Origin of the sequence: Exiguobacterium sp. SH3S3 (assembly GCF_004337115.1) — a bacterium.
Taxonomy (GTDB): domain Bacteria; phylum Bacillota; class Bacilli; order Exiguobacteriales; family Exiguobacteriaceae; genus Exiguobacterium; species Exiguobacterium aurantiacum_A.
The window spans coordinates 1-21,692 of the sequence record NZ_SJUU01000003.1; the positions used below are offsets into that span (position 1 = coordinate 1).

Sequence of the window (21,692 nt, forward strand, 5' to 3'; positions counted from 1 at the left end):
CGACTTGCATGTATTAGGCACGCCGCCAGCGTTCGTCCTGAGCCAGGATCAAACTCTCCAAAGAATTTGATATAGCTCTTGAAAATGACGAAGCTTGCGCTTCAATCAAAACTTGTAAAACTTTTTTGCCTCATCGTTCAGTTTTCAAAGTTCGTCAGTTAAGATGGTGGGCCTAAGTGGACTCGAACCACCGACCTCACGCTTATCAGGCGTGCGCTCTAACCGGCTGAGCTATAGGCCCATAATAAAAATGGTGCACCCTGAGAGATTCGAACTCCCGGCCTTTAGATTCGTAGTCTAACGCTCTATCCAGCTGAGCTAAGGGTGCATGGTGCGGTCGAGAGGACTTGAACCTCCACGGTGTTAACCACCACTAGGCCCTCAACCTAGCGCGTCTACCGATTCCGCCACGACCGCAGCGTAATTAAATGTTACGAGGAATAAAAATGGTGAGCCATGCAGGGCTCGAACCTGCGACCCTCTGATTAAAAGTCAGATGCTCTACCAACTGAGCTAATGGCTCAAATATAAGCTGGGCTGGAAGGGATCGAACCTTCGCATGTTGGAATCAAAATCCAATGCCTTACCACTTGGCTACAGCCCAACGTAAATGGCGGTCTTGACGGGATTTGAACCCGCGATCTCCTGCGTGACAGGCAGGCATGTTAACCCCTACACCACAAGACCAGTATACGCGCTTAAATTTGAAATGGTGGAGGATGACGGGATCGAACCGCCGACCCCCTGCTTGTAAGGCAGGTGCTCTCCCAGCTGAGCTAATCCTCCATATATGGTGACCCGTACGGGATTCGAACCCGTGTTACCGCCGTGAAAGGGCGGTGTCTTAACCGCTTGACCAACGGGCCATTTGTTTAACTGGTGTTTTCTAAAAAGTAAGTGGCGGAGACGGAGGGATTCGAACCCTCGCACCGGTTTCCCAGCCTACTCCCTTAGCAGGGGAGCCCCTTATAGCCGCTTGGGTACGTCTCCAAAATAAAATGGCTCCGCAAGTAGGATTTGAACCTACGACCTACCGGTTAACAGCCGGTTGCTCTACCACTGAGCTATTGCGGAACGTTGCTTGAATCTTTCAAAGTAACGATTTAAATTGTAACCGCAAACCCGAAACGTGTCAATCACTTTTTTAGAAAAGCTTTAAATTTTCATGCCGCGCTCTTAGCGACCTCTATAAGATATCACGGTCAAAAACGACCGTCAACACTTTTCAACAAAAAAAGTTGAGCAAAATGAAACCACTTTGCTCAACTCCGACTTTCTTCTTACTAATATAGATTTATTGTTTTTTAGGCTCTAGCATCGTCAGGCTGATCCGACCCCGGTTGGCATCGACTTGCTCGATCCAGACGGTGACGATGTCCCCGACCGCGACGACATCGAGCGGATGTTTGACGTAGCGGTTCGACAACTTCGAGATGTGGACGAGCCCGTCTTGCTTGACCCCGATATCGACGAACGCCCCAAAGTCGATGACGTTGCGGACAGTCCCTTGGAACTCCATCCCGACCTGCAAGTCTTCTAAGTTCATGACGTCCGTCCGTAAGAGCGGTTTTTGAATATCCTCACGTGGATCACGGCCCGGCTTGGCGAGTGACTTCAAGATGTCTTCGACCGTCGGCAGTCCCGCCTCAAGCGTTTCGCTGAGCACTCGGGCATCGACCGATTTCAACCGATCTCGCAACCCGGCCGTGCCGACCGCTGCTTTCGAGACACCGAGTTCCTTCAATAGAGATAACGTCAACTTGTAACTCTCTGGGTGGATCTCGGTTTGGTCGAGCACGTCGCTCCCGTTCGTGATACGAAGGAAGCCAGCTGCTTGCTCATACGCCTTCGCCCCAAGCCGCGGCACTTTCTTGATTTCTTTGCGGGTATTGAAGCGCCCGAACTCATCACGATACGCGACGATATTTTTTGCCGTCGTCTTATTGAGGCCCGATACGTACGTGAGCAACGACTCGGAAGCCCGGTTCACATCGACACCGACCATGTTGACGACGCTCTCGACGACGAACTCGAGTGAGCCTTTCAATTTGTTTTGACTGACATCGTGCTGGTACTGTCCGACCCCGACCGATTGCGGGTCGACTTTCACCAGCTCGGCCATCGCATCTTGGATCCGGCGGGCGATCGATACAGCCGAACGTTCTTCGACTTTCAACTCCGGGAACTCAGATCGCGCAATCTCGGAAGCCGAGTATACGCTGGCCCCGGCTTCATTGACGATTGCGTACGCGATCTCACGCTCGGCCGTCTTCAGCCAGTTCGAGACAAATTGCTCGGTCTCACGCGAAGCGGTCCCGTTGCCGATGACGATGACGGAGATCGGATAGCGTTTTACGAGAGATGAGAGCACTTTTTCTGAACCGGCCACGTCATGCTTCGGCGCCGTCGGATAGAACACGCCGACTTCTTCGACTTTCCCGGTCTCGTTGACGACGGCCCACTTACAGCCGGTCCGATAGGCCGGGTCGATGCCGAGCACGACGACTTCACGGAGCGGCGGCTGCATATAGAGCTGCTTCAAGTTCTTCGCAAAGACGTCAATCGCTTGTTCTTCAGCCGTCTCGGTCAACGAACTGCGGATTTCGCGTTCGATGGCCGGGAAGACCGATTTCTTGAACGCGTCCTTTATAGCGAGCGTCACAACATCCCGTTTCTCGGTCGGAAGACGATCGAACTTACTGAGTGCTCGTTTCAAGAACAACGTCTCATCAAAGACGAGCTTCACTTGGAGCACGTCGGTCCGCTCGCCCCGGTTCAACGCGAGAATGCGGTGCGGCACGATGCCGACTACTTTCTCCTCGTAGTCGTAATACTGGGCGAACACTTCTTTCTCATCTTCTGCCGCCTTTTTCTTTTGGGACCGGAGGAGCGCCTCGTTCCGCACTTTCGTCCGCAGCGTCTGGCGGAGCGTTGCCTCTTCCCCCCACTCTTCCCCGATGATTGCTTGCACGAACGGAAGCGCCTCTTCTAGCGCCAGTTCACCCGTGAGTCCCTCTGCTTGTTGTACCGAATAAGCAGATGCTTCCCGGAACCAGTCAGCGAGCGGCTGTAGCCCTTTCTCTCGTCCTTGCTCGGCTTTCGTTCGGCGCTTCGGACGATACGGCAAGTAAATGTCCTCGACTTGTTGGAGACTCGTCGCGACCTCGATGGCCCGTGTCAGTTCCGGCGTCGCCTTCTCGAGTTCTTCGAGTTTTGCAAGGACGTCCGTTTTCCGTTTTTGGAGACTCTCTTCATATTGGAGCGAGTCGAGGATCGCTTTGATCTCGACTTCGTCCAAATTCCCCGTCATCTCTTTTCGATAGCGGGCCATGAACGGGATCGTCGCTCCGTCCGACGCAAGTTGTTGTACCGTCTCGATTTGACTCGTCTTCAGCTTCAATTCGTTCGCAATCTTCGTAATCAATCGAATCACTTCCTTTTCTCTTCTCTTCTCTTCTCTATTGAAGTGTAGCAAACTCTGTAGAAGACGACAAAAAAACGATGACCGTTTAGTCATCGTTTGAGAATACTTCGTTGAGCGGGACTTTGATGGCCTCACGCAATTTCTCGAGCGCGCGTCGTTGTAGACGTGACACGTGCATCTGGGAAATACCGAGGAGTTCGCCCGTCTCTTTTTGACTCATGTTTTTATAGTAAGCACATTCTAAAATCGCTTGTTCCCGCTCGTTCAAGACGCTGAACGCCTTTTCGAGAATGAGGCGCTGGTCGACTGACTCATACCCACGCTCTTGGCTGCCGACGAGGTCGAGCAGTGTGACCGTGCTGCCTTCATTGTCCGCTTCGATTGAACTGTCGACCGAGAGCGCTTGATAGCTCTTGCCCATCTCGAGCGTTTCGAGAATTTCTTCATCGGAAACGCCAAGGTATTCGGCGATCTCATCGATGCGCGGTGACCGTTGCAGTTCTGTCGTCAGCTCTTCGACCGTCTTCTTGATTTTCGGTCCAAGCTCCTTGATCCGACGCGGCACGTGAACGCTCCACGTCTTGTCACGGATGAAACGCTTGATTTCACCGATGATCGTTGGAACGGCGAATGATTCGAAGCTGCGTCCGAACTCCGGGTCGAAACGGCGAAGTGCGGCGAGCAACCCGATCATCCCGACTTGCACGAGGTCATCATGGATGGCCCGGCCACGCGAGAATTTTCGAGCGAGCGCTTCAACAAGGTCTGAGTATCGGTTGATGAGGAGCATCTGGACTTCTTCGTTTTGATCGTCCTGTTGATAGCGCTCAATCCACTCTAATACTTCATCATCACTGTGATGGCGTTGTTGAGATTTTGCTGGCACTCTGATCCACCTCGTCCCTGTTAAGGAGTTTCGTCATCGTCACTTTGACACCGTTGTCCTTGTTGATCGAGACGTTATCCATTAACGCTTCAATGAGGAAAAGACCGAGTCCCCCTTCGTGAAGCGATTCGATTTCCGCCGTCTCCTCGACCGGAGCCGCTTGGCGTTTCACGTCGTCTGCGAACGTCTTGCCCGAGTCTTCGATCGTCATCTCGAGGCGGTCGTCGTGGACACCGCACGTGAGCTTCACTTCACCCTTTTGGTCTTCATAAGCGTGCTGAACAGCATTGCCACACGCTTCCGAGACCGCAATTTTAATATCCTCGATCTCGCCGTACGTATATCCCATACGGTTAGCGATTCCTGAGACGACTAAACGGACCACGCCGACATATTCCGGTTTGGCCGGGAACGTCATCACCGTCTGTTCGATGTTACTCATTTCGTGCCACCTCTTACGTTTGTATTGATCGACAATAACTTGTCTAGGCCTGTCAATTCAAAGAGACGGTTGACGCGATCGGTAACGCCGACGAGCGATAACTCTTTCTCGTTACGTTTGGCAATTTTAAGTGCGCCGACGAAGACGCCGAGACCTGTTGAGTCCATATAGTCGACTTCGTCCAAATGAACGATGACATCTTGTTCCGTAATCGCCGGGTGCAAGACCTCTTTCAATTTTGGTGCCGTATATGTGTCTACCTCTCCAGAAACGTAAAGGTGTAATTGTTCTCCAATGACTTGCTCGCGAATCGCTAAATCCATTGTATATTCCCTCCTAATGTTACGCATAGAAAAATTGAGTACGATTAATCATATTTCCCTTATTTCAGGATTTGAAACCACTTTTATCGATCTGTTTGAAAAAAAACCGATACCCATGTACCGGTTTAGTTATATGTAAGCTAGAGCGGGATTAATCCCATACTGATCTCTAGCGCTCGGTCAACTTTGTGCATCGTCTCATCATCGAGATGAGTGACTTTATCCGTCAGACGACGCTTATCAATCGTTCGAATCTGTTCAAGCAAAATCACGGAGTCTCGTTCGAGGCCGTGTTTGACTTGATATACTTCCACATGAGTCGGCAGTTTTGCTTTCTGGATCTGAGCCGTAATCGCAGCGACAATGACGGTCGGGCTAAAGCGATTGCCGATATCGTTTTGAATGACGAGAACCGGACGAACTCCACCTTGCTCTGAACCGACTACGGGCGACAGATTCGCATAAAACACGTCACCACGCTTTACGATCACTCCGCTCACACCCCGCTTACTTGACGTAAGAGAGCATGTTCGGCTTCCGTCTCAATCATCAGCATCTCTTCTGCCATATTCAAATTAAACGCAGCCATCTCTTGATAGCCTTTCGCCAATTCTTCACGCAGTGCTTGTTGTCGATCAGCAATTTCCTTAGACAAGTACGTCACTACATCGTTCAATGACAGTGATTCACGATCTTTCATCGAAATCGGACTCACATGCTGCGAGAACCGATCTGGAACGGACACTAGAGCACCCGCAGTTCGCTGTTTCAACATCTTGCACCTCCAGAATCGTTTCGGTGATTGGCGGAATTTTTCCCGCGTTCTTTATCAATATAACACGCAAGAATGGGAAAATATAGAGGATTCGCGAAAGAATTCAGATAATTTCACACGTTTATAATTTACACGTAGCGCCGTGGCAATCGACTCGTCAATTGACAAACGACCTCGTAATTGATGGTCCCGAGGTGTGCCGCGAGTTCATCGATGGCGACCGCCCCGCCGATCAACGTGACGACGGTGCCGACCGGGGACTCGTGCGGAAGGCGGATCATGAAGCGGTCCATGCACACCCGTCCGACGATCGGGCAACGCTCGCCCTCGACGTCGACTTCGAAGCCGCTCGCCTTGCGGATCCAGCCGTCGGCATAACCGACCGGTACCGTCCCGATCCATTCATCGGCCGTCGTCGTGTACGTCGCACCATAGCTGACCGTCTGCCCGGCTTCAAGCGTCTTCACTTGCATGAGTCGGCTCTTCAATGTGAACGCCGGTTTCAAGAACGCATACGCCGACGCCATCTCGCTCGATGGGTATAACCCGTACAGCGCGATGCCGACCCGGACAAGGTTATAGGGAACATCTTCTCCGGCCATCCGGATCGCCCCGGCCGAGTTCGATGTATGAATGTAGCGGAAGCGCGGGATGAGTCCGTCGATCAACTGACTGAACCGCTTTTGTTGCTCGTAATAGAGCGGACTGTCCGGTTCGTCGGCCGTCGCGAAGTGTGTATAAATCCCTTCGACGTCAAAGCGATCGTCGGCTGCGTCGAGAAGTGCATCAAGTTCGGCCCGTGTCCGCAAGCCGAGACGCCCCATGCCCGTGTCGACTTTGACGTGGACGGTGAGCGGGCGCTCGGTCACATACGCTTTCGCCTCACGTAACCAGTCGGCCGAGAACACGGAGAGCGTCACATCATGCTCGGCCGCGACTCCGGCGTATTCTGGGAACTGTGCTTCCATGACGAGGATCGGGGCGGTGATACCGGCGTCTCGAAGCTCGATCGCTTCTTCAAGCAAGGCGACTCCGAGCATCGTCGCCCCGTTTGCGAGCGCGATGTGCGCGACCTCGACGGCCCCGTGCCCGTAGGCGTTCGCTTTCACGACCGCCATGAGCGCTTGCGGGATACGTTTTTTGATTTCGATGATGTTGTGGGCGATCGCCGCCCGGTCGATTTCAATCCAACTTGGACGAAACATGGTGATCCCCCTCTTCAATGATAACTTGTGCAACGGCGTACCGTTCGCTATGGCTGATGCTGACATGGATCCGGCCCGGGTGAGGCGCCGTCATATGCGGGCGTCCCGTCTCGTCCGGCAATATTTCAATCTGTTGCCACGACAAGCCGCGGGCGATGCCTGTCCCGACCGCTTTGGCGTAAGCTTCTTTCGCCGCGAACCGACCGGCGACGAACTCGATTCGGCGTTCGTCTGAATACGTGAGGGCGAGCCCGCGCTCTGCCTCCGTCAGCACTCGGTTCATAAAGCGAGGTTGTTCGATCGAGCGAGCGATCCGTTCTAGCTCGACAATATCGATTCCGATTCCCGCAATCATAGGACACTCGCTCCTTTCCTTTTCCACTCGTTTCCTTATACAATTAAGAAAAGAGGTGATGCTATGTTTAGTCGTACTGAGAATGTTCAAACGTTCGTACGGGCGTATCCGCTCGTAACGCTGTTCATTGTAATCCAACTGCTCGTGTTTGTCATCGATTCTTTGATGCCCTCACTGCGTATCGTCGCGCTCGGAGGGTCGTTCCACCTCGCGCTCGCCCAAGGCGAGTGGTACCGTCTCGTGACAGCCAACTTCATTCATTTAGGGCTCGGTCACTTGCTGTTCAACTCGTTCGCGCTCATCATTTTTGGCCCCGCCATGGAACGCATGGTCGGTCATGTGAAGTTCGCCGTGTTTTACATTGTAGCTGGGGCACTCGCCAACTTGTTGACGTTCTTCACGGTGAGCGAACTGTTCTATTTGCAAGCTGGTGCTTCGGGTGCGATTTTAGCGATTCTCGGCTTCTACGTGTTCATCGGCCGTTTCCGCCGTACGCTCATCAACAGTCAAGATGCGCGACTCGTCTTCATCTTCGTTGCCATCAGCGCCGTGTTCACGCTCATCGGGGCGAACGTGTCGCTTTGGGGACACGTGTACGGCTTCTTGGCCGGGTTCTTGCTCGCGATCCCGCTGTCTCGTTTCACGGTGCCTTACTCGCGTCCGCTCCGTTACGGGAAGTACAAGCCGCGGAAGTATGCTCCGCCCGTCGTCCACTCGAGCGATAGCAAATGGATTTTCTACGTCATTATCGGGCTCGCCGTTTTCGGCTTGTTCGCACGGTTCTTATGAAAAAATGGCCAAGCGCTCAGCGCTTGGCCATTTGAATTAGATCTGATTTTTATGACGTGCGTCTTGGAGCGCGTCGACCAAGTCTTTGACGTCTTCGACGAGGTTTTGGATCGTGTCTTGGTTTTCTTCGTACAACGCCTTCAAGTCCATGACGCGATCTTTCAAGCTGCTTTTCGATGAGGCTTGGAGCCCGACCGAATGTGATTGCGTCGATGTGTCCGTCGACTTGAGTCGTGACTTCATCCCTTTGAGCTGTCTGATCTGCTGATCGCGTGTCTCTTTGTGGAGCAGCGATGCGCTGGCACCGATAATGGCACCTGCCGCCAGACCCATCCAGAAGTAGTTCTTGTTCATAAAAAAATCCTCCCCTAACGTGACGTTATGTTTATTATAGGTTATCCGGTTCACTGACGACATAGTGTTTTATGATCGGACCGGCCCCTTTTTGTTCGACGGCTTCTTTCAATCGTTCTTGAAACAGTAAGTAGTCGGTCGAATCACGGAACCGATTTCCTTCTTCAGTGAATTGAATGATGACAATCCCATGGTTGTCGTCCGGGTCAACGCCGAGCCGATACGCGGCAAATCCGTTGTGCCCAGACCCGAGACGGGACTTTTCTGTCAGCAATCGGTGGAACAAGAGCGACCGGGCGTTCGAGTCGACCGGGATGTTCGCATAGATGATATTCCCTGTCGCCGCGAATTGTCCTGCCGCTTCTTCGATTTGGAACGTCTTCCCACTCTGGAACGGGGACTTGTCCCCTTCAGCAAGCAAGATTGTCTCGTTGCCGCTCGCGACGATGACGCCCGGTTCCTTGCGCAACCGGTCGGCGACACTGCCTGAGGCGAACGTCATAAACAGTTTAGACAAATTCCTCACAGCCTTTCGCGAGCATGATGTCCTTCTCTGTGATGCCTCCTTCGTCGTGTGTCGACACGGTGAGCGTGACGTTGCGATACTCGATCAATATGTTCGGATGATGGTTGAGCGTCTCGGCCATATCGGCAACGAGATGAACGAATTGGATCGCCTCCGGAAACGTCTCAAGGCGATACGTTTTCTGTAGCTCCCCTTCGACAACTTCCCAGCCCGGTAATCGTGACAACTGTTCAGACAGTTCGGTCGATGACAAAATCATCAGCTGATTCCCCTTTCGATTGCAGTTCCTCTTACACTTACTACCCGACCAAGCGCGAAAATAATCTTTTTCGCATGCCGTAAAATGATTTAGAATAAGAAAGATAGCCAAATCATTCTTCACAAGAGAGAGGAGACTTCCCATGCGGGCATTGATCGTCATTGATTATACGTTTGATTTTATCGCAGACACGGGTCGTTTGACTTGCGGGAAACCCGGGCAAGACATAGAAGAACGAATCGTCCAGTTGATCGAGGAATTTTCAACAGAGGACTACGTCGTCGTCGCGAACGACGTCCATGACGCCGGCGACACGTATCACCCTGAAACGACGTTGTTCCCACCCCACAACATTCGGGGCACGGAAGGTCGCGAGTTGTACGGTGCCGTCAAACCCGCCGCCGAACGCGCCGATCATTGGATCGACAAGACGCGTTACAGCGCCTTCGCAGGCACAGACCTTGACCTTCGCCTACGTGAGCGCGGCATCCATGAAGTCCATCTCGTCGGTGTATGCACCGACATCTGTGTGCTCCATACGGCCGTCGATGCGTACAACCTCGGATACAAGATCGTCGTCCATGCGGATGCGGTTCAAAGCTTTAACCCGGTCGGACACGACTGGGCGCTCGAACATTTTGTCACGACCCTCGGAGCTACTGTGACCGGGAAGTGACGCCAAACAGAAAGGAAACTACAATGTTACATCGCAACTTAGCGCTTCATACCGACCTTTATCTCCCACGCTGGATGTATATTTATTGGAAACAAGGCCGTCATAACGAAAAAGTCGTCTTCGACCTTTACTACCGCTCGAACCCGTTCAGCGGCGGTTACGTCGTCTTCGCCGGCTTGCAAAATATCGTGCACTATTTAGAGAACGTCTCGTTCACGGAAGCCGATATCGCTTATTTGAAAGAACAGCTCGGGTTCGAGGACGAGTTCGGTGACGTCCTCCGCAACTTCAAGTTCACCGGTTCTCTCTATAGTGTGCGCGAAGGTGAAATCATCTTCCCACACGAACAAGTCGTCCGGATCGAGTCGACGATCTTCGAGGCGAAGCTGTTCCAAACGGCGCTCCTCAACATCGCTAACCATGAGTCACTCATTGCCTCGAAGTACGCCCGAATCCGTCAAGCCGCGCCGAATGAGACGTTGCTCGAAGGCGGGGCCCGCCGTGCCCAAGGCGTCGACGCCGCCTACTATGGGACGCGCGCCGCTTACATCGCCGGCTTTGACGTGACGAGCCTTGTTTCGGCAGGACGTGATTTCAATGTCCCGACCGGAGGGACGATGGAGCACGCCGACATCCAGTTCCATGATGACGAACTCGAGGCGTTCCGTTCATTCGCCGAGATGTATCCGGACAACACGAGCCTGTTGATCGACACATACGACACGCTCAAATCGGGGCTCCCGAACGCCATCACGGTCGCAAAAGAGCTCGAGGCGAAAGGATACCGCTTGAAATCGGTCCGTCTCGATTCGGGCGACCTTGCCTACTTGTCAAAACGGGCCCGGAAAGCATTGAACGCGGCCGGTCTCGACTACGTTAAAATTGTCGTCTCAGGTGACCTCGACGAGTACGTCATCCAAGACTTGCGGATGCAAGGCGCTGAAGCCGACACATTCCTCGTCGGGACGCGTGGGATCACGGCTTACGAACAGCCGGCCCTCGGGATGGTGTACAAGCTCGTCGCCCGTGAAGGGGCCGATGGCGAGTTGAAACCGGTCATCAAAGTGTCGTCCTCGAAAGTGAAGACGACGACCCCGCACAAGAAAGAACTTTACCGAATTATCGATAACGAGACGGGCAAGTTCAAAGGGGATTACATCGCGCTCGCCGACGAACCGGTCGAGACGTATACGGAGATCGACTTGATCGACGTGCGTGACCCGGCGTTCCGAATCAAGACGCGCAACTTCACCGTCAAACGTTTGCTCGAACCGATCTTCCTAGATGGGAAGCGCGTGTACGACTTGCCGAGCGCGACAGACATCCGCCAGTATCACCATGAGCAGATGAACGGCCTATGGGAAGAGTACAAGCGACTCCGGTTGCCGGAAGTGTATGCGGTCACGTTCAGCAAGCCGCTGTGGGATTTGAAACTCGAAATGATCCGTCAAACACGGATTCCAAAATAAACAAAAGGTTACGGGGCGTCCCGTAACCTTTTGTTTATGCCGTCGTCATTTCGTGCGCGTGGAGTTTATCTTCTTTTCTCCGAAAGTAAAGTGCGATCGAAAGGGAAATCAAAATCAAGATGAAATAGATGGTCCGCTGCCAAAACGTCGCCTCCGTGTCCCCCCGGAACAAGGCGATGATATAGTCACTCCCACTCACGAAGAACAGTCCCGCGAGCAAAAGAAAGATGCGATACCCGGCTCGACTCCGTTCTTGCTTTACTTTGAAGAAAAGGACACCGTAATAACCGATTGCTAGGATCGTGATATATCCGATTATGCCAACAATCCAACTCATTGTGATGCCTCCTTATCCTCTGATATTCACGTCGCTTCCCCGTTATCGTAACACAATCTTCGAATCAGACTATGTTAAGATGAGTTAAAGAAAACGTGGAAGGGATCGATACGATGAAAACGTTCCGTCTGGTCCAAGTCCGCCTCGTCCAAGACGAGTACGGCAACGAGTTAAACCTCCCGATCGAGCTGCTCGACGGGTTGATCATCTCGAAAGAACACGATAATGAATGGCTCCTCGAAATGCTCGTCCCGACCGAATTTGCTGTCATGCTCCACCACTATTTGAACAAACGGATCCTTCTTTTAGCAGAGGCGGTCATCACCTCGGCCAACAACCGTCCCGCGGCCATCGCGATGACGTTCACGAGCGAGCGTTCGCTATCGAACCATCACACGTTCGTCGCTGAAGGGTTGATGCTCCTGCCAAAACAAGATCCGACGAAACAAGTTCTCGACTCCTTGATCTCAGAAGGGGTGGCGGACGCCAATCTCAAACCGTCGTTCTTCGAAAAACAAGTCGAGCAGCAACAGTCGTTCAGCCGCTCTGCCTTCACCCAGCTCGTCAAGACAGGATCGTTCGAATAAGCGAACGGTCTTGTTTTTCTTTCCCCGTTTTTGTAAACGGCTCAACCAAAAAAGACGAAGAATTTTCTCCGCCTTTAGATATACATGAAAAACAAGATGACCATCATTGTCATCCCGATGACTTTGAGCACGGTGCTACCAAGGAATGCGAGCACCGTCCCGACGCCGATGCTCCACGCCTCGCGCGTCGTTTTGCCGAGCGTGAGCTCCGCTAAAAACGCAAAGATGAACGGGAAGATGAGTACACCGACGAGCGGGAAGATGAACGGTCCGGCAATCAAACCGATGGTCGCGCCCCACTTCGCCCGTTCCGAGCCGCCGCGCTTGTCGACTGTCGCCCGTGTGACGATGTAGTCGACCGCAAACAAGAAAATCAAGAACAGGATTTGCCAGAGCCAAAACGTCCATGTGAGCGGTTCAAACGAGAACCCGAATCCGTAAATCACATAACCGATGAATAAGAACAGCACGCTCGGGATGACCGGATAGATCAATCCCGCGAACGCGACAACAAATGATGCGATGATGAAAATCCAGAGCAATGTTGTCATGAGCTTCTCCTCACTTCGTGACGATCTCGTTCGTAATATGATCGGCGACGTTCACGGCCTTTACGACGAACTGATCTTCACGACGTTCGATATAGTTCAAGCAGGCGTTCCGCATGGCATGGCGGAACGTGTACGTGTCATCGACCGCCGATAGGGCGGCTTTGATCGCATGCGAATGGCAGACGACGATAATCCGCTTCCCTTTATGCGCCTCGACGAGATGTTCCATCCCTTCAAGCACCCGGGCCCGCATCTCGTCTTCCGACTCAAGACCCGGAACCCGTTCCTGATCGTCCGCTTGAACTGCCTCGTAAATACCCGGCACCGGTTTGCCTGACGCATGGCCGAACTCACGCTCGATGAACCGTTCGTCATGAATAATCTCGCCCGGACTGATGCCGCACGCCTCCGCGATGTAATGGGCCGTTTCGATTGCTCGCGTGAGCGGGCTCGCGACGATCACGTCCCAGTTCTCTTGACTTAAAAAAGCCGCGCTCTCTTCGGCTTGGCGATGTCCAAGCGCGTTGAGCGGGATATCTTCCCGTCCTTGAATGATTTCTTGAAAATTCCAATCTGTCTGACCATGTCGGACTAAACAAAGTTCCGTCACACTCTTCACTCCTTCGTAATCGTTAAATCTTTTCCAATCGTAACATCTTTCTAAAAAAGCGCAACGTCACGTCAAGACATCGTCGATGAAACGATCGATGCGGGCCATGAGCTGTGTTTCTTTAATCGGATTATCGGATTGGAGAAAACTTGCAAGCGAGTGGGTACCGTTCGGGAACGAGATGAGCTGGACGTTCGCCCCGACCTCACTGGCGTGCTCGACGAAATGGAGCGCTTGCCCGAACGGGACGATCGGGTCTTTTTTACCGTGCAAGATGAGAATCGGCGGCGCGTCGTCATACAGATGTGTGACCGGTGAACATTTCACCATCAATTCACGCCACGTCTCGCGACTGCCCTCGTAAAACTTCAAGTGCGCAAGCCACGTCTGGATGAACTTGAACAAGAGGAAGTTCGTCGGCGGATACAGCGCGATGACCCCTTTCACCGGCGGTACGTCGTCACCGAGTTCACCTGTGAACTGTTTACTCCGGTCGAGCGCCGTCGCGAGGACGAGCGCCGCACCCGCCGAGTCGCCCCAGACGATCAATCGATTGATGTCGAGATTGAGGAGCCCGTCATGTTGTTTCAAGTAACAGAGCGCGTCGGACACGTCGATGATGTTGTCCGGGAAGTAGACACCGTCCTCGAACAGGCGATAGTCGATGCTGACGATGGCGAACCCTTTCCCCAAGAAATGATCGAGGAGGGGATGGAACAACGTCACCATGCCTCGACCTCCGCGGACGAACGCGCCACCGTGCGCGTAGACGGCGACCGGGAACGGTCCATCGCCCGGTGGGTAGTATATATCGAATTGGAGCGGTTGGTCGTTGACGACCTTGTACGTGTGGGTTCGTCGTTTGCGTATAGACGGGCGAACCGTCATCTCTGGTTCTTGCCATCTAACGAGCGAACCGTACTGATTCCAAACGCTCGCCCCGGCCGCGGTTGCCGCCGCTAACGCAGCGCCCCCGACAAACCAGGCGGTCTCCTTTCTCATACAAATCCACTCCTCGCTCTTTTTTTAATCATATTCCCTTTTTCTTTAAAAACCATCCATCGGAAGTCGGACTTGACGTGTGCTTGACTGCCCCCTATAATATTAGACGCAGTTACAGAGCGTAACCGTTACGGTTTAATAGTTGATATAGAGAATGAGAGGCGGAATAATACATGAACAAGAAATTAATGAGCGTCGCCGCGGCCGGGACACTTTTACTCGGCGGTTGCGCCAACAACGAAGAGAGCAATGCTACAAATGCTACAGACGAATCGAGCGATCAGTTGACGGTATACGCGTCGACATTCGCCTTAAAATCGATTGCCGAAGAGATCGGGGGCGACCGCGTCCGCGTTGAGATGGTGATCCCGCCAGGTGCCGACCCGCACACGTACGAGCCGACTTCAAAACAGATGACACAGATCGCGGAAGCTGATCTATTCCTCACGATCGGTCATGACCTTGAGCCGTACGTCGAGGCGATGGAGCAGAGTCTCGCGAGTGAGGACGTCACGTTCGTGAAGACCGCGGAAGACATCGCTCTGCTCTCGGCTGACGATACCGTCCACGTTCACGGTGAGGATGAGCACGGCCACGAAGCAGACGAACATGCCCATGAAGAAGACGAGCATGGCCACGAGGAAGATGGGCATACGGAAGAAGAAGCAGGCCACAGCGAGGACGACGGTCACGATCACGGCCAATACGACCCGCACGTCTGGCTCGATCCGATGAACGCCGTCTCGATGGCAGAAGCGGTCGAAGCGTCGTTCGCCGAGCAAGCGCCTGACTATAAAGACGAATTCGCAGATCGGTTGAGCGCATTCAAAGAAGAAGCCGACGCGCTCGATGCCGAGCTGCAAGCGGCTGTCGACGCCGGTTCGAAGTCAGAGCTCCTCGTGACGCACGCGGCTTATGGCTACTTGGCGGAACGATACGGTTTCGACCAGCTTCCGATCACTGGTCTCACGCCGTCTGAAGAACCGTCACAGCAAGCGCTCAAGCGGGTCATCGAAGAGGCAAAGCTCCATGACTTGAAGTACATCGCGTTCGAGGACACGGTGACACCGAAAGTGGCCGAAGTCGTCAAAAATGAAATCGGTGCCGAAGCGGTGACGATTTACAACCTTGAATCGGTCACGAAAGAACAGATGGACCAAAGCTATTTCGACTTGATGCGCGAGAACGTCAAAGCGCTTGAAATCGCATTGAAATAAGACAGAACAAAAGCTCGGCGCCGTTGCGTCGAGCTTTTGTTGTCTGAATGGTATTACACCTGCCCCTCTTACTAGCGTTCGGTGTTGTCGACCTCATCTTGTAGGACTCTTTCTAAGATTAGGACGTAGACTAAAGAAACCAAAACTCCTACAGTACCTGGTAGGACGGCGACGAGTGCATCGTCCAGATATGATGCTGGGATTAGGTAAGTTAAAAAAGCCTTAACGCCATAAAGTGCTATTAAAGCTGTAAGTAGAATTAAAGTTATAGTTTTTTTCTTCACATTTCCAAAAAACTGACGTTCAGTTTTATCGGTTTTATCTGCATTAGTTATGCCTAACCAAGATAACATTCAGCGAACCTCCATAGAATAATAAGTACTTTAAATCAATGCCCCCCAAGCAGTTCACAGCACCGCTCGACGCTATGACGTCGGGCTTTTTACATCTCCGGCTGTCGATCAACCTGGCGCAGCCGAATCCAGATGACGCTTGTGACAAAAAGTACGACTGTCGTCATACTCGCTTGTAGCAACATCTCCCACAGTATGTCACGTGAATCGAGACTATAAGTGACTAGCAAGCTTCCTAAAAAGAAAATGATCGCCGTGACACCGATGTACAACAAAGAACGGTTTGGCCGACGTTCATATAAGAACATCGCGCTAGTAATCACAGCCAATAAAAGATTCAGGAACAGCAAGACACCCCAAAGTATCGAGACAGGATGTTCGGAAGGGGTCCCCGCTTCAAGGACATATCCCCAGCTCACGATATAAAGCAAAAGCGTTATAATATTCATCCTTGCAACGCGTTTTCGGCCGACTCGATATGCAAACGCGGGGCTAACCATCATATAGAACAAAGCCAAATTAACAAAGAAATTGCCCACTTAGCTTACCTCCAGGTTTTCAATATTATACCATTCAGACAATATCATTCATAATAAATCAACACGAGCTCATCCCGCTCGCTCGCCTCGTCACAGAAGCGCTTCAACAGTGTCCATTTGAGCCAAATGTCATCGAGACTGTCACGATTCACTAGCGCCATCTCTCCGACATCTTCTTTTTCGAAGGCGTTCATCGCGTCTTTGACGATATGAAGCAGCTGCGGCGTCAAAATCCCGACGACGACCGCTTGCTTCTCATTGACGACCAACTCTTCCCCAATGACGGCCATCTCCAAGTTATACGTGTCATTCCCGTCGATATACACTTCGATTTGACCGAGTATTTGTTGAAACCGTTCAATATTTGGAAGCGTCAACGTCTCGTACGTGTCACGGTGTTGCTCGTGCACGTGAAGCAACCAGTCTAGAATCATCTCCGGATCTTGACCGAACGAGACCCATACTTCCGGGGAAATGCGTATATAATGTGTCGTCTCCATGAGTGAACGCCCCCCTTTTCTTCACTTTACCCTTCTTTCAGACGCAAAAAAACCGCCTACGTAGATTCGTAGACGGTTTGTTGCTTATGAACGGAACGTACCCGTTTTGACTTCTTCTTCCTCGTTATCCCAAGCCTCTAAATATTCACGACCAGGCAGGTCTTCGATCGAGTCAGCATAAAATACCGGATCGTCTCCTTGACGGCGTTGCTCTAAATAATCGTCGAGCACGAGCCGTGCGACTTTCGCGAGACGGAAAATCGCATACAAGTTGACGAGTGCCATGAGTCCCATGAACACGTCGGCGATCGACCAGACGAGACCGGCCGAACGGACAGCTCCGAAGAGGACCATCCCGACGACACCGATGCGGTAGAGCGTGACATAAATCTTTTTATTCGAGATGAACTGAATGTTCGTCTCACCGTAGTAGTAGTTTCCTAGGATCGAGCTGAACGCGAACAAGAAGATCGCAATCGTCAGGAACGATGTCGCCATCGGACCGATTTCAGCCGTGAGCGCCGCTTGTGTCAATTCGACACCTGCGAACGAATCCGAACCAGCCACACCTGACAACAAGATGATCATCGCTGTCGACGTACAGATGATGAGTGTATCGACGAAGACGCTGAACGATTGGATCAAGCCTTGTTTGACCGGGTGTGATACTTCAGCAGTCGCTGCCGCGTTCGGAGCCGACCCCATACCCGCTTCGTTCGAGAACAGACCGCGACGGATCCCTTGAAGGACCATCGCCCCGATCGCCCCGCCGAACAGTTGCTCGAGACCGAGCACACCTTCAGAGAAGATGAGACCGAACACGCTCGGCAATAGCGAAGCGTTTGAAATCATGATCCACAAAGCGAGCAGGATGTAACCGCCGGCCATGATTGGAACGATTATACTTGATAACATCGCAATCGATTGGATGCCGCCGAAGATGACAATTGCTGTGATGGCAGCCAACACGAGACCGACCGTTGTCGGGCTGACCCCGAACTGGTTGCTCATCGAAAGCGAAATTGTGTTCGATTGGACCGAGTTAAAGGCAAAACCGAACGAGAACGTGATAAGGATAGCAAACAAGATGCCGAGCCACCGTTGCCCGAGGGCGCGCTCCATGTAGTAAGCCGGTCCCCCGCGCCATGTACGGCCATCTCGAATTTTATACACCTGTGCGAGCGTGCTCTCGACGAACGCCGAGGCGGAACCGACTAAAGCGATGATCCACATCCAGAAGACAGCTCCCGGACCACCGAGCGCGATCGCTGTCGCGACCCCGGCGATGTTGCCTGTTCCGACACGGGCTGCCGTCCCGATGGCGAACGCTTGGAACGAAGACACTTGTCCTTTTTCACGCTTCATGCCGTCTTTGAACAAAAGGCGGAACATTTCAGGAAGCATGCGGAACTGAACGAACCCCATGCGAATCGTGAAGTAAAGGCCTAACGCGACAAGAACGACGATGAGCACCGACGACCAGAGCAGGTCGTTCGCTTGCCCAACAAACTTTTCGATCATATTCTCCATCTTCAATCCCCCATATGTATGTTTAGTTATAAGTAAAAGTTATGTCAACTTTCTTAACATGATTAGAATTATAGGAAAAGTGTGTGGAGAATGCAATCTTTTTCAGCAATTTTCAAGTTTACCCTCCAAACAATAGAAAGAGCGACCGGCCCATGGCCAGTCGCTCTGATTGCTTGATTTACTTAGATGAACAGGTTCAAGTTGCCGCCTTCAGCTGCCCCGAGATATGCTGCCACACCGCCGAGATTGATGCCGTCGATCAACTCTTCTTCTTTGATTCCCATGACATCCATCGACATCGTACAAGCGACCATCTTGACGCCTGCTTCTTGTGCCGATTTAATCATTTGGTCAAGTGATGGCACGTTTTTGTCACTCATCACTTTCTTCATCATTTTCTGGCCAACCCCACCGAAGTTCATGTTCGAGAGCGGAAGTTCTCCAGCATGCGAAGGCATCATCATGCCGAACATCTTCTCGAGACCTTGCTTCTTCACGTCAGGTGCGTCCGGTTTACGAATGACGTTCAATCCCCAGAATGTGAAGAACATCGTCACTTCTTTCCCCATTGCCGCTGCGCCTTGAGCAATGATGAACGAGGCGAGGGCACGGTCGAGGTCTCCGCTGAAGACGACCATCGAAGCGCCGTCGCCGGCTGGTGCTCCTGCTTGGGCGGCCGCAGGGCCGTTGCCTTTTTGAAGGATCGCTTCGACGCGACCGTTTACGAACTGTTTCGAGACGAGTTTATTGCCCGTCTTTTTCGCCCATGCTTCGATGTCTGCGAAGAAACCAGGATCGCTTGCGAGGACGCGGAGCGTCTCGCCTTCGCCGAGCTCTGCCACTTTTTTATTTACTTCTAAAATCGGGCCCGGGCATTGAAGACCACATGTATCAAGGAAAATCGGTTCTCCGACTGGTTCATTCGTCATTGCGGGTGGTGCCTCCTTCGTTGCTGTCGCAGCAGTCTCATCTGCCGTTTTACCTGTCTCGAGCGCGTCAAAATCACGTCGTACTTGTGACCACGTCTTGTAGCCACCGCTCAAGTTTTTCACTTTGAAGCCATTTTGGCGCAAGATGCGTGAAGCCAGGTAGCCACGAAGGCCGACTTGACACGTCACGTAGATCGTCTCGTCTTTACTATAGCTGTCCAAGTTGTCACGGAGCGAGTTGAGCGGGATGTTGATCGACCCAGGAATTTTCCCGAGCTCATGCTCAGACTCGTCACGGACGTCAAGGAGTGTCGCGCCGCTCTCGACCAATGCGTCAATCTCGTCCCAATGCACGACTTCGTTGTCACCGAGGATGACGTTCGAGGCGACGTAACCGATCATGTTGACCGGATCTTTCGCCGAGCTGAACGGCGGTGCGTAGCTAAGTTCGAGGTCTGGCAGGTCGAGGACCGTCAAACCACCTTTGATTGCTGTCGCGATGACGTCGATCCGTTTATCGACACCGTTCATCCCGACACCTTGAGCACCGTAGATTTCACCCGTTGTCGGATGGAACAACAGTTTGAGTGAAACTGGAGTCGATCCTGGGTAGTAGCCTGCGTGTGAACCTGGGTGCACGTGGACGGCTTCAAACTCTTTGCCGGCCGCTTTCAAACGTTTCTCGTTCCATCCTGTCGAAGCGACAGTCATGTCGAACACTTTTGCGATCCCGGTACCCATCGTCCCATTGTACTTCACGTCGCGGCCGTTGATGATGTCGGCAACGAGGCGTCCTTGACGGTTGGCTGGCCATGCGAGCGGAACGACCGTTGGCTCTTTGAAGATATAGTCGAGCACTTCGACCGCGTCCCCGATCGCATAGATGTTCGGGTCCGATGTGAGCATCTTCTCGTTGACACGAATCGCGCCACGTGTGCCCGTCTCAAGACCGGCTTCTCGGGCGATCGTCGATTCAGGAATGACCCCGATCGACATGACAACCATGTCCGTTTCAATGACACGGCCGCTCGTCAAATGAATCTTCTTCCCTTGATCAGAGAACGACGACACGCCGTCTGACAATTGGAGGTCCACGCCATGGAGACGCATATGTTCATGGATTGGTGCGACCATCTCACGGTCGAGCGGTGTCATGACTTGATCCGCCATTTCGACGAGCGTCACGTCAACGCCGCGTTCACGTAAGTTTTCAGCCATCTCGATTCCGATGAAGCCGCCTCCGATGACTGTCGCGTGTTTCGGTGCCTTGTCATCGACGTAGCTACGGATTTTATCTGTATCCGGAATATTTCGGAGCGTGAAGATATCTTCTGCTTCCTCGATTCCAGGAATGTTCGGACGAATCGGTTTCGCTCCAGGCGACAAGACGAGGACGTCGTATGACTCATCGTACGTTTCACCCGTCTGGACATGTTTCACCGTCACCGTCTTCTCAGCGCGGTTGATTTTCATCACTTCCGTCAAGTTGCGGATATCGAGTTGGAACCGTTTGTTCATGCCCTCAACTGTTTGGACAAGCAATTTTTGACGGTCTTGAATCACGTCACCGATGTAGTATGGGAGACCACAGTTGGCAAATGAGATATATTCGCCACGGTCGAACATGACGATTTGATTTTCTTCATTTAAGCGACGGAGACGTGCGGCTGCCGAAGCACCACCTGCTACCCCACCGACAATTACGATTTTTTTACTCATTGCTCATTTCCTCCTTTGACGACTTCACCAGGCCAGCTCATCAAGCCGTCTTCTATATTGACCACTTTATAACCTTTTGCTTCCATTTGCCAAGTAGCTTGCGTGCTGCGAGCGCCCGAACGACAGAGCACGATGTACTCTTGGTCTGTGTCGAGCGTATCAATCCACTCCGTTATTTCAGAGAGCGGATAATTCGCCGCCCCCGCGATGTGTGCTTCTTGAAACTCGTCGCGTTCGCGCACGTCGACGATGTTTACAGGGACTTCAAAGTCCATTTGACGTTTTAAAGCCGATGCTTTCATCTTTGTTTACCCATCCTTTTTATCTATAGTCAT

General features: G+C 52.4%; 26 protein-coding genes, 10 tRNA genes and 1 rRNA gene. 5 read left to right on the forward strand and 32 right to left on the reverse strand.

Annotated features, from left to right (window positions below; genetic code table 11):
- From EVJ28_RS03295 to acpS, 19 genes are all read right to left on the reverse strand, one after another.
- Positions 1-64: ribosomal RNA gene (locus tag EVJ28_RS03295) — 16S ribosomal RNA — on the reverse strand; the annotation flags it as partial.
- A 100-nt stretch (positions 65-164) separates the two neighbouring features.
- Positions 165-241 (reverse strand) — tRNA-Ile (locus EVJ28_RS03300).
- Between the two features lie 10 nt (positions 242-251).
- Positions 252-328 (reverse strand) — tRNA-Arg (locus EVJ28_RS03305).
- 1 nt (position 329) lies between these two features.
- Positions 330-417 (reverse strand) — tRNA-Leu (locus EVJ28_RS03310).
- A gap of 30 nt (positions 418-447) precedes the next feature.
- Positions 448-523 (reverse strand) — tRNA-Lys (locus tag EVJ28_RS03315).
- A gap of 9 nt (positions 524-532) precedes the next feature.
- Positions 533-604 (reverse strand) — tRNA-Gln (locus EVJ28_RS03320).
- Positions 605-611: 7 nt separating this feature from the next.
- Positions 612-687, reverse strand: a tRNA-Asp gene (locus tag EVJ28_RS03325).
- 23 nt (positions 688-710) lie between these two features.
- Positions 711-786 (reverse strand) — tRNA-Val (locus EVJ28_RS03330).
- A 5-nt stretch (positions 787-791) separates the two neighbouring features.
- A tRNA-Glu gene (locus EVJ28_RS03335) sits at positions 792-866 on the reverse strand.
- Positions 867-898: 32 nt separating this feature from the next.
- A tRNA-Ser gene (locus tag EVJ28_RS03340) sits at positions 899-990 on the reverse strand.
- A 9-nt stretch (positions 991-999) separates the two neighbouring features.
- A tRNA-Asn gene (locus tag EVJ28_RS03345) sits at positions 1,000-1,074 on the reverse strand.
- A 220-nt stretch (positions 1,075-1,294) separates the two neighbouring features.
- Positions 1,295-3,424 (reverse strand): Tex family protein, encoded by a 2,130-nt coding sequence (locus tag EVJ28_RS03350; protein WP_131488144.1) that lies wholly within the window; start codon positions 3,422-3,424, stop codon positions 1,295-1,297.
- An 85-nt stretch (positions 3,425-3,509) separates the two neighbouring features.
- The gene (gene sigB / locus EVJ28_RS03355; RefSeq protein ID WP_131469085.1) at positions 3,510-4,310 is read right to left on the reverse strand and encodes an RNA polymerase sigma factor SigB; all 801 of its coding nucleotides are present in this window, start codon (positions 4,308-4,310) and stop codon (positions 3,510-3,512) included.
- On the reverse strand, positions 4,276-4,752 hold the full coding sequence (gene rsbW, locus EVJ28_RS03360; protein ID WP_131488018.1) for an anti-sigma B factor RsbW: 477 nt from the start codon (positions 4,750-4,752) through the stop codon (positions 4,276-4,278). The genes sigB and rsbW overlap by 35 nt, the downstream gene beginning before the upstream one ends.
- Positions 4,749-5,075, reverse strand: a complete 327-nt coding sequence (locus EVJ28_RS03365; protein WP_016510528.1) for an STAS domain-containing protein — start codon at positions 5,073-5,075, stop codon at positions 4,749-4,751. The genes rsbW and EVJ28_RS03365 overlap by 4 nt, the downstream gene beginning before the upstream one ends.
- Before the next feature lie 140 nt (positions 5,076-5,215).
- Positions 5,216-5,566 carry a type II toxin-antitoxin system PemK/MazF family toxin gene (locus EVJ28_RS03370; RefSeq protein ID WP_016510516.1) on the reverse strand — a complete coding sequence of 117 codons (351 nt, stop codon included), beginning with the start codon at positions 5,564-5,566 and terminating at the stop codon, positions 5,216-5,218.
- Positions 5,567-5,571: 5 nt separating this feature from the next.
- On the reverse strand, positions 5,572-5,850 hold the full coding sequence (locus EVJ28_RS03375; RefSeq protein ID WP_070329223.1) for a hypothetical protein: 279 nt from the start codon (positions 5,848-5,850) through the stop codon (positions 5,572-5,574).
- A 128-nt stretch (positions 5,851-5,978) separates the two neighbouring features.
- Complete coding sequence (gene alr / locus EVJ28_RS03380) at positions 5,979-7,055, reverse strand: alanine racemase (protein ID WP_131469081.1); 1,077 nt, start codon at positions 7,053-7,055, stop codon at positions 5,979-5,981.
- Positions 7,033-7,410: a holo-ACP synthase gene (gene acpS, locus EVJ28_RS03385; protein ID WP_070329221.1), complete on the reverse strand. Its 378-nt coding sequence runs from the start codon at positions 7,408-7,410 to the stop codon at positions 7,033-7,035. The genes alr and acpS overlap by 23 nt, the downstream gene beginning before the upstream one ends.
- A gap of 63 nt (positions 7,411-7,473) precedes the next feature.
- Between acpS and EVJ28_RS03390 the strand changes: the two genes are divergently transcribed.
- The gene (locus EVJ28_RS03390) at positions 7,474-8,199 is read left to right on the forward strand and encodes a rhomboid family intramembrane serine protease (protein ID WP_131469079.1); all 726 of its coding nucleotides are present in this window, start codon (positions 7,474-7,476) and stop codon (positions 8,197-8,199) included.
- A 36-nt stretch (positions 8,200-8,235) separates the two neighbouring features.
- Here the strand turns inward: EVJ28_RS03390 and EVJ28_RS03395 are convergent, their stop codons facing one another.
- Genes EVJ28_RS03395 through EVJ28_RS03405 form a run of 3 tightly spaced genes read right to left on the reverse strand, consistent with a single transcriptional unit; the run spans position 8,236 to position 9,338 of the window.
- On the reverse strand, positions 8,236-8,553 hold the full coding sequence (locus tag EVJ28_RS03395) for a hypothetical protein (RefSeq protein ID WP_070329219.1): 318 nt from the start codon (positions 8,551-8,553) through the stop codon (positions 8,236-8,238).
- A 34-nt stretch (positions 8,554-8,587) separates the two neighbouring features.
- Positions 8,588-9,070 carry a hypothetical protein gene (locus tag EVJ28_RS03400; protein ID WP_236634026.1) on the reverse strand — a complete coding sequence of 161 codons (483 nt, stop codon included), beginning with the start codon at positions 9,068-9,070 and terminating at the stop codon, positions 8,588-8,590.
- A complete protein-coding gene (locus tag EVJ28_RS03405) occupies positions 9,063-9,338 on the reverse strand; it encodes a 4a-hydroxytetrahydrobiopterin dehydratase (protein ID WP_131469075.1) in 276 nt (91 codons plus the stop codon). Before EVJ28_RS03405 ends, EVJ28_RS03400 begins: the two co-directional genes overlap by 8 nt.
- A 142-nt stretch (positions 9,339-9,480) precedes the next feature.
- Here EVJ28_RS03405 and EVJ28_RS03410 point away from each other — a divergent pair, with 142 nt between their 5' ends.
- Positions 9,481-10,014: a cysteine hydrolase family protein gene (locus tag EVJ28_RS03410; protein WP_070329216.1), complete on the forward strand. Its 534-nt coding sequence runs from the start codon at positions 9,481-9,483 to the stop codon at positions 10,012-10,014.
- Between the two features lie 23 nt (positions 10,015-10,037).
- Positions 10,038-11,483 (forward strand): nicotinate phosphoribosyltransferase, encoded by a 1,446-nt coding sequence (locus EVJ28_RS03415; RefSeq protein WP_070329215.1) that lies wholly within the window; start codon positions 10,038-10,040, stop codon positions 11,481-11,483.
- Between the two features lie 34 nt (positions 11,484-11,517).
- Here the strand turns inward: EVJ28_RS03415 and EVJ28_RS03420 are convergent, their stop codons facing one another.
- On the reverse strand, positions 11,518-11,820 hold the full coding sequence (locus EVJ28_RS03420) for a hypothetical protein (protein WP_016510524.1): 303 nt from the start codon (positions 11,818-11,820) through the stop codon (positions 11,518-11,520).
- A 113-nt stretch (positions 11,821-11,933) separates the two neighbouring features.
- On the opposite strand from EVJ28_RS03420, the gene EVJ28_RS03425 reads away from it, so the two are divergent.
- Positions 11,934-12,407, forward strand: coding sequence for a YwpF family protein (locus tag EVJ28_RS03425; RefSeq protein WP_070329230.1), 474 nt, complete (start codon positions 11,934-11,936; stop codon positions 12,405-12,407).
- 74 nt (positions 12,408-12,481) lie between these two features.
- Here EVJ28_RS03425 and EVJ28_RS03430 read toward each other — a convergent pair whose 3' ends face one another.
- The 3 genes from EVJ28_RS03430 to EVJ28_RS03440 all read right to left on the reverse strand — a co-directional run bounded on the left by EVJ28_RS03430 (position 12,482) and on the right by EVJ28_RS03440 (position 14,570).
- Positions 12,482-12,958 (reverse strand): DUF456 domain-containing protein, encoded by a 477-nt coding sequence (locus tag EVJ28_RS03430; RefSeq protein ID WP_070329213.1) that lies wholly within the window; start codon positions 12,956-12,958, stop codon positions 12,482-12,484.
- A 10-nt stretch (positions 12,959-12,968) separates the two neighbouring features.
- Positions 12,969-13,568, reverse strand: coding sequence for a histidine phosphatase family protein (locus tag EVJ28_RS03435; protein ID WP_131488020.1), 600 nt, complete (start codon positions 13,566-13,568; stop codon positions 12,969-12,971).
- A 66-nt stretch (positions 13,569-13,634) separates the two neighbouring features.
- Complete coding sequence (locus EVJ28_RS03440; RefSeq protein WP_131469071.1) at positions 13,635-14,570, reverse strand: alpha/beta hydrolase; 936 nt, start codon at positions 14,568-14,570, stop codon at positions 13,635-13,637.
- A gap of 173 nt (positions 14,571-14,743) precedes the next feature.
- On the opposite strand from EVJ28_RS03440, the gene EVJ28_RS03445 reads away from it, so the two are divergent.
- The gene (locus EVJ28_RS03445) at positions 14,744-15,787 is read left to right on the forward strand and encodes a metal ABC transporter solute-binding protein, Zn/Mn family (RefSeq protein WP_131469069.1); all 1,044 of its coding nucleotides are present in this window, start codon (positions 14,744-14,746) and stop codon (positions 15,785-15,787) included.
- Positions 15,788-15,858: 71 nt separating this feature from the next.
- On the opposite strand, the gene EVJ28_RS03450 is transcribed toward EVJ28_RS03445, so the two are convergent.
- The 6 genes from EVJ28_RS03450 to EVJ28_RS03475 all read right to left on the reverse strand — a co-directional run bounded on the left by EVJ28_RS03450 (position 15,859) and on the right by EVJ28_RS03475 (position 21,659).
- On the reverse strand, positions 15,859-16,140 hold the full coding sequence (locus EVJ28_RS03450) for a hypothetical protein (RefSeq protein WP_131469067.1): 282 nt from the start codon (positions 16,138-16,140) through the stop codon (positions 15,859-15,861).
- An 89-nt stretch (positions 16,141-16,229) separates the two neighbouring features.
- Positions 16,230-16,679, reverse strand: a complete 450-nt coding sequence (locus EVJ28_RS03455; protein ID WP_131469065.1) for a hypothetical protein — start codon at positions 16,677-16,679, stop codon at positions 16,230-16,232.
- 44 nt (positions 16,680-16,723) lie between these two features.
- Positions 16,724-17,179 (reverse strand): hypothetical protein, encoded by a 456-nt coding sequence (locus EVJ28_RS03460; protein WP_131469063.1) that lies wholly within the window; start codon positions 17,177-17,179, stop codon positions 16,724-16,726.
- An 84-nt stretch (positions 17,180-17,263) separates the two neighbouring features.
- Entirely contained in the window at positions 17,264-18,709 is a 1,446-nt protein-coding gene (locus tag EVJ28_RS03465; protein WP_131469061.1) for an alanine/glycine:cation symporter family protein, read from the reverse strand.
- 182 nt (positions 18,710-18,891) lie between these two features.
- On the reverse strand, positions 18,892-21,357 hold the full coding sequence (locus EVJ28_RS03470) for a CoA-disulfide reductase (RefSeq protein WP_131470277.1): 2,466 nt from the start codon (positions 21,355-21,357) through the stop codon (positions 18,892-18,894).
- Positions 21,354-21,659, reverse strand: a complete 306-nt coding sequence (locus EVJ28_RS03475) for a rhodanese-like domain-containing protein (RefSeq protein WP_016509667.1) — start codon at positions 21,657-21,659, stop codon at positions 21,354-21,356. Before EVJ28_RS03475 ends, EVJ28_RS03470 begins: the two co-directional genes overlap by 4 nt.
- Positions 21,660-21,692 lie beyond the last annotated feature (33 nt).

What these genes read in the sequence shown, in the direction of transcription:
- EVJ28_RS03410 (WP_070329216.1), top strand. Translation starts at nt 9,481, where the DNA reads ATGCGGGCATTGATCGTCATTGATTATACGTTTGATTTTATCGCAGAC.
- acpS (WP_070329221.1), bottom strand. Translation starts at nt 7,410, where the DNA reads ATGATTGCGGGAATCGGAATCGATATTGTCGAGCTAGAACGGATCGCT.
- EVJ28_RS03440 (WP_131469071.1), bottom strand. Translation starts at nt 14,570, where the DNA reads ATGAGAAAGGAGACCGCCTGGTTTGTCGGGGGCGCTGCGTTAGCGGCG.
- EVJ28_RS03445 (WP_131469069.1), top strand. Translation starts at nt 14,744, where the DNA reads ATGAACAAGAAATTAATGAGCGTCGCCGCGGCCGGGACACTTTTACTC.
- EVJ28_RS03415 (WP_070329215.1), top strand. Translation starts at nt 10,038, where the DNA reads ATGTTACATCGCAACTTAGCGCTTCATACCGACCTTTATCTCCCACGC.
- EVJ28_RS03475 (WP_016509667.1), bottom strand. Translation starts at nt 21,659, where the DNA reads ATGAAAGCATCGGCTTTAAAACGTCAAATGGACTTTGAAGTCCCTGTA.
- EVJ28_RS03470 (WP_131470277.1), bottom strand. Translation starts at nt 21,357, where the DNA reads ATGAGTAAAAAAATCGTAATTGTCGGTGGGGTAGCAGGTGGTGCTTCG.
- EVJ28_RS03450 (WP_131469067.1), bottom strand. Translation starts at nt 16,140, where the DNA reads ATGTTATCTTGGTTAGGCATAACTAATGCAGATAAAACCGATAAAACT.
- EVJ28_RS03375 (WP_070329223.1), bottom strand. Translation starts at nt 5,850, where the DNA reads ATGTTGAAACAGCGAACTGCGGGTGCTCTAGTGTCCGTTCCAGATCGG.
- alr (WP_131469081.1), bottom strand. Translation starts at nt 7,055, where the DNA reads ATGTTTCGTCCAAGTTGGATTGAAATCGACCGGGCGGCGATCGCCCAC.
- EVJ28_RS03365 (WP_016510528.1), bottom strand. Translation starts at nt 5,075, where the DNA reads ATGGATTTAGCGATTCGCGAGCAAGTCATTGGAGAACAATTACACCTT.
- EVJ28_RS03460 (WP_131469063.1), bottom strand. Translation starts at nt 17,179, where the DNA reads ATGGAGACGACACATTATATACGCATTTCCCCGGAAGTATGGGTCTCG.
- EVJ28_RS03405 (WP_131469075.1), bottom strand. Translation starts at nt 9,338, where the DNA reads ATGATTTTGTCATCGACCGAACTGTCTGAACAGTTGTCACGATTACCG.
- EVJ28_RS03390 (WP_131469079.1), top strand. Translation starts at nt 7,474, where the DNA reads ATGTTTAGTCGTACTGAGAATGTTCAAACGTTCGTACGGGCGTATCCG.
- EVJ28_RS03420 (WP_016510524.1), bottom strand. Translation starts at nt 11,820, where the DNA reads ATGAGTTGGATTGTTGGCATAATCGGATATATCACGATCCTAGCAATC.
- rsbW (WP_131488018.1), bottom strand. Translation starts at nt 4,752, where the DNA reads ATGAGTAACATCGAACAGACGGTGATGACGTTCCCGGCCAAACCGGAA.
- EVJ28_RS03395 (WP_070329219.1), bottom strand. Translation starts at nt 8,553, where the DNA reads ATGAACAAGAACTACTTCTGGATGGGTCTGGCGGCAGGTGCCATTATC.
- EVJ28_RS03430 (WP_070329213.1), bottom strand. Translation starts at nt 12,958, where the DNA reads ATGACAACATTGCTCTGGATTTTCATCATCGCATCATTTGTTGTCGCG.
- EVJ28_RS03465 (WP_131469061.1), bottom strand. Translation starts at nt 18,709, where the DNA reads ATGGAGAATATGATCGAAAAGTTTGTTGGGCAAGCGAACGACCTGCTC.
- EVJ28_RS03425 (WP_070329230.1), top strand. Translation starts at nt 11,934, where the DNA reads ATGAAAACGTTCCGTCTGGTCCAAGTCCGCCTCGTCCAAGACGAGTAC.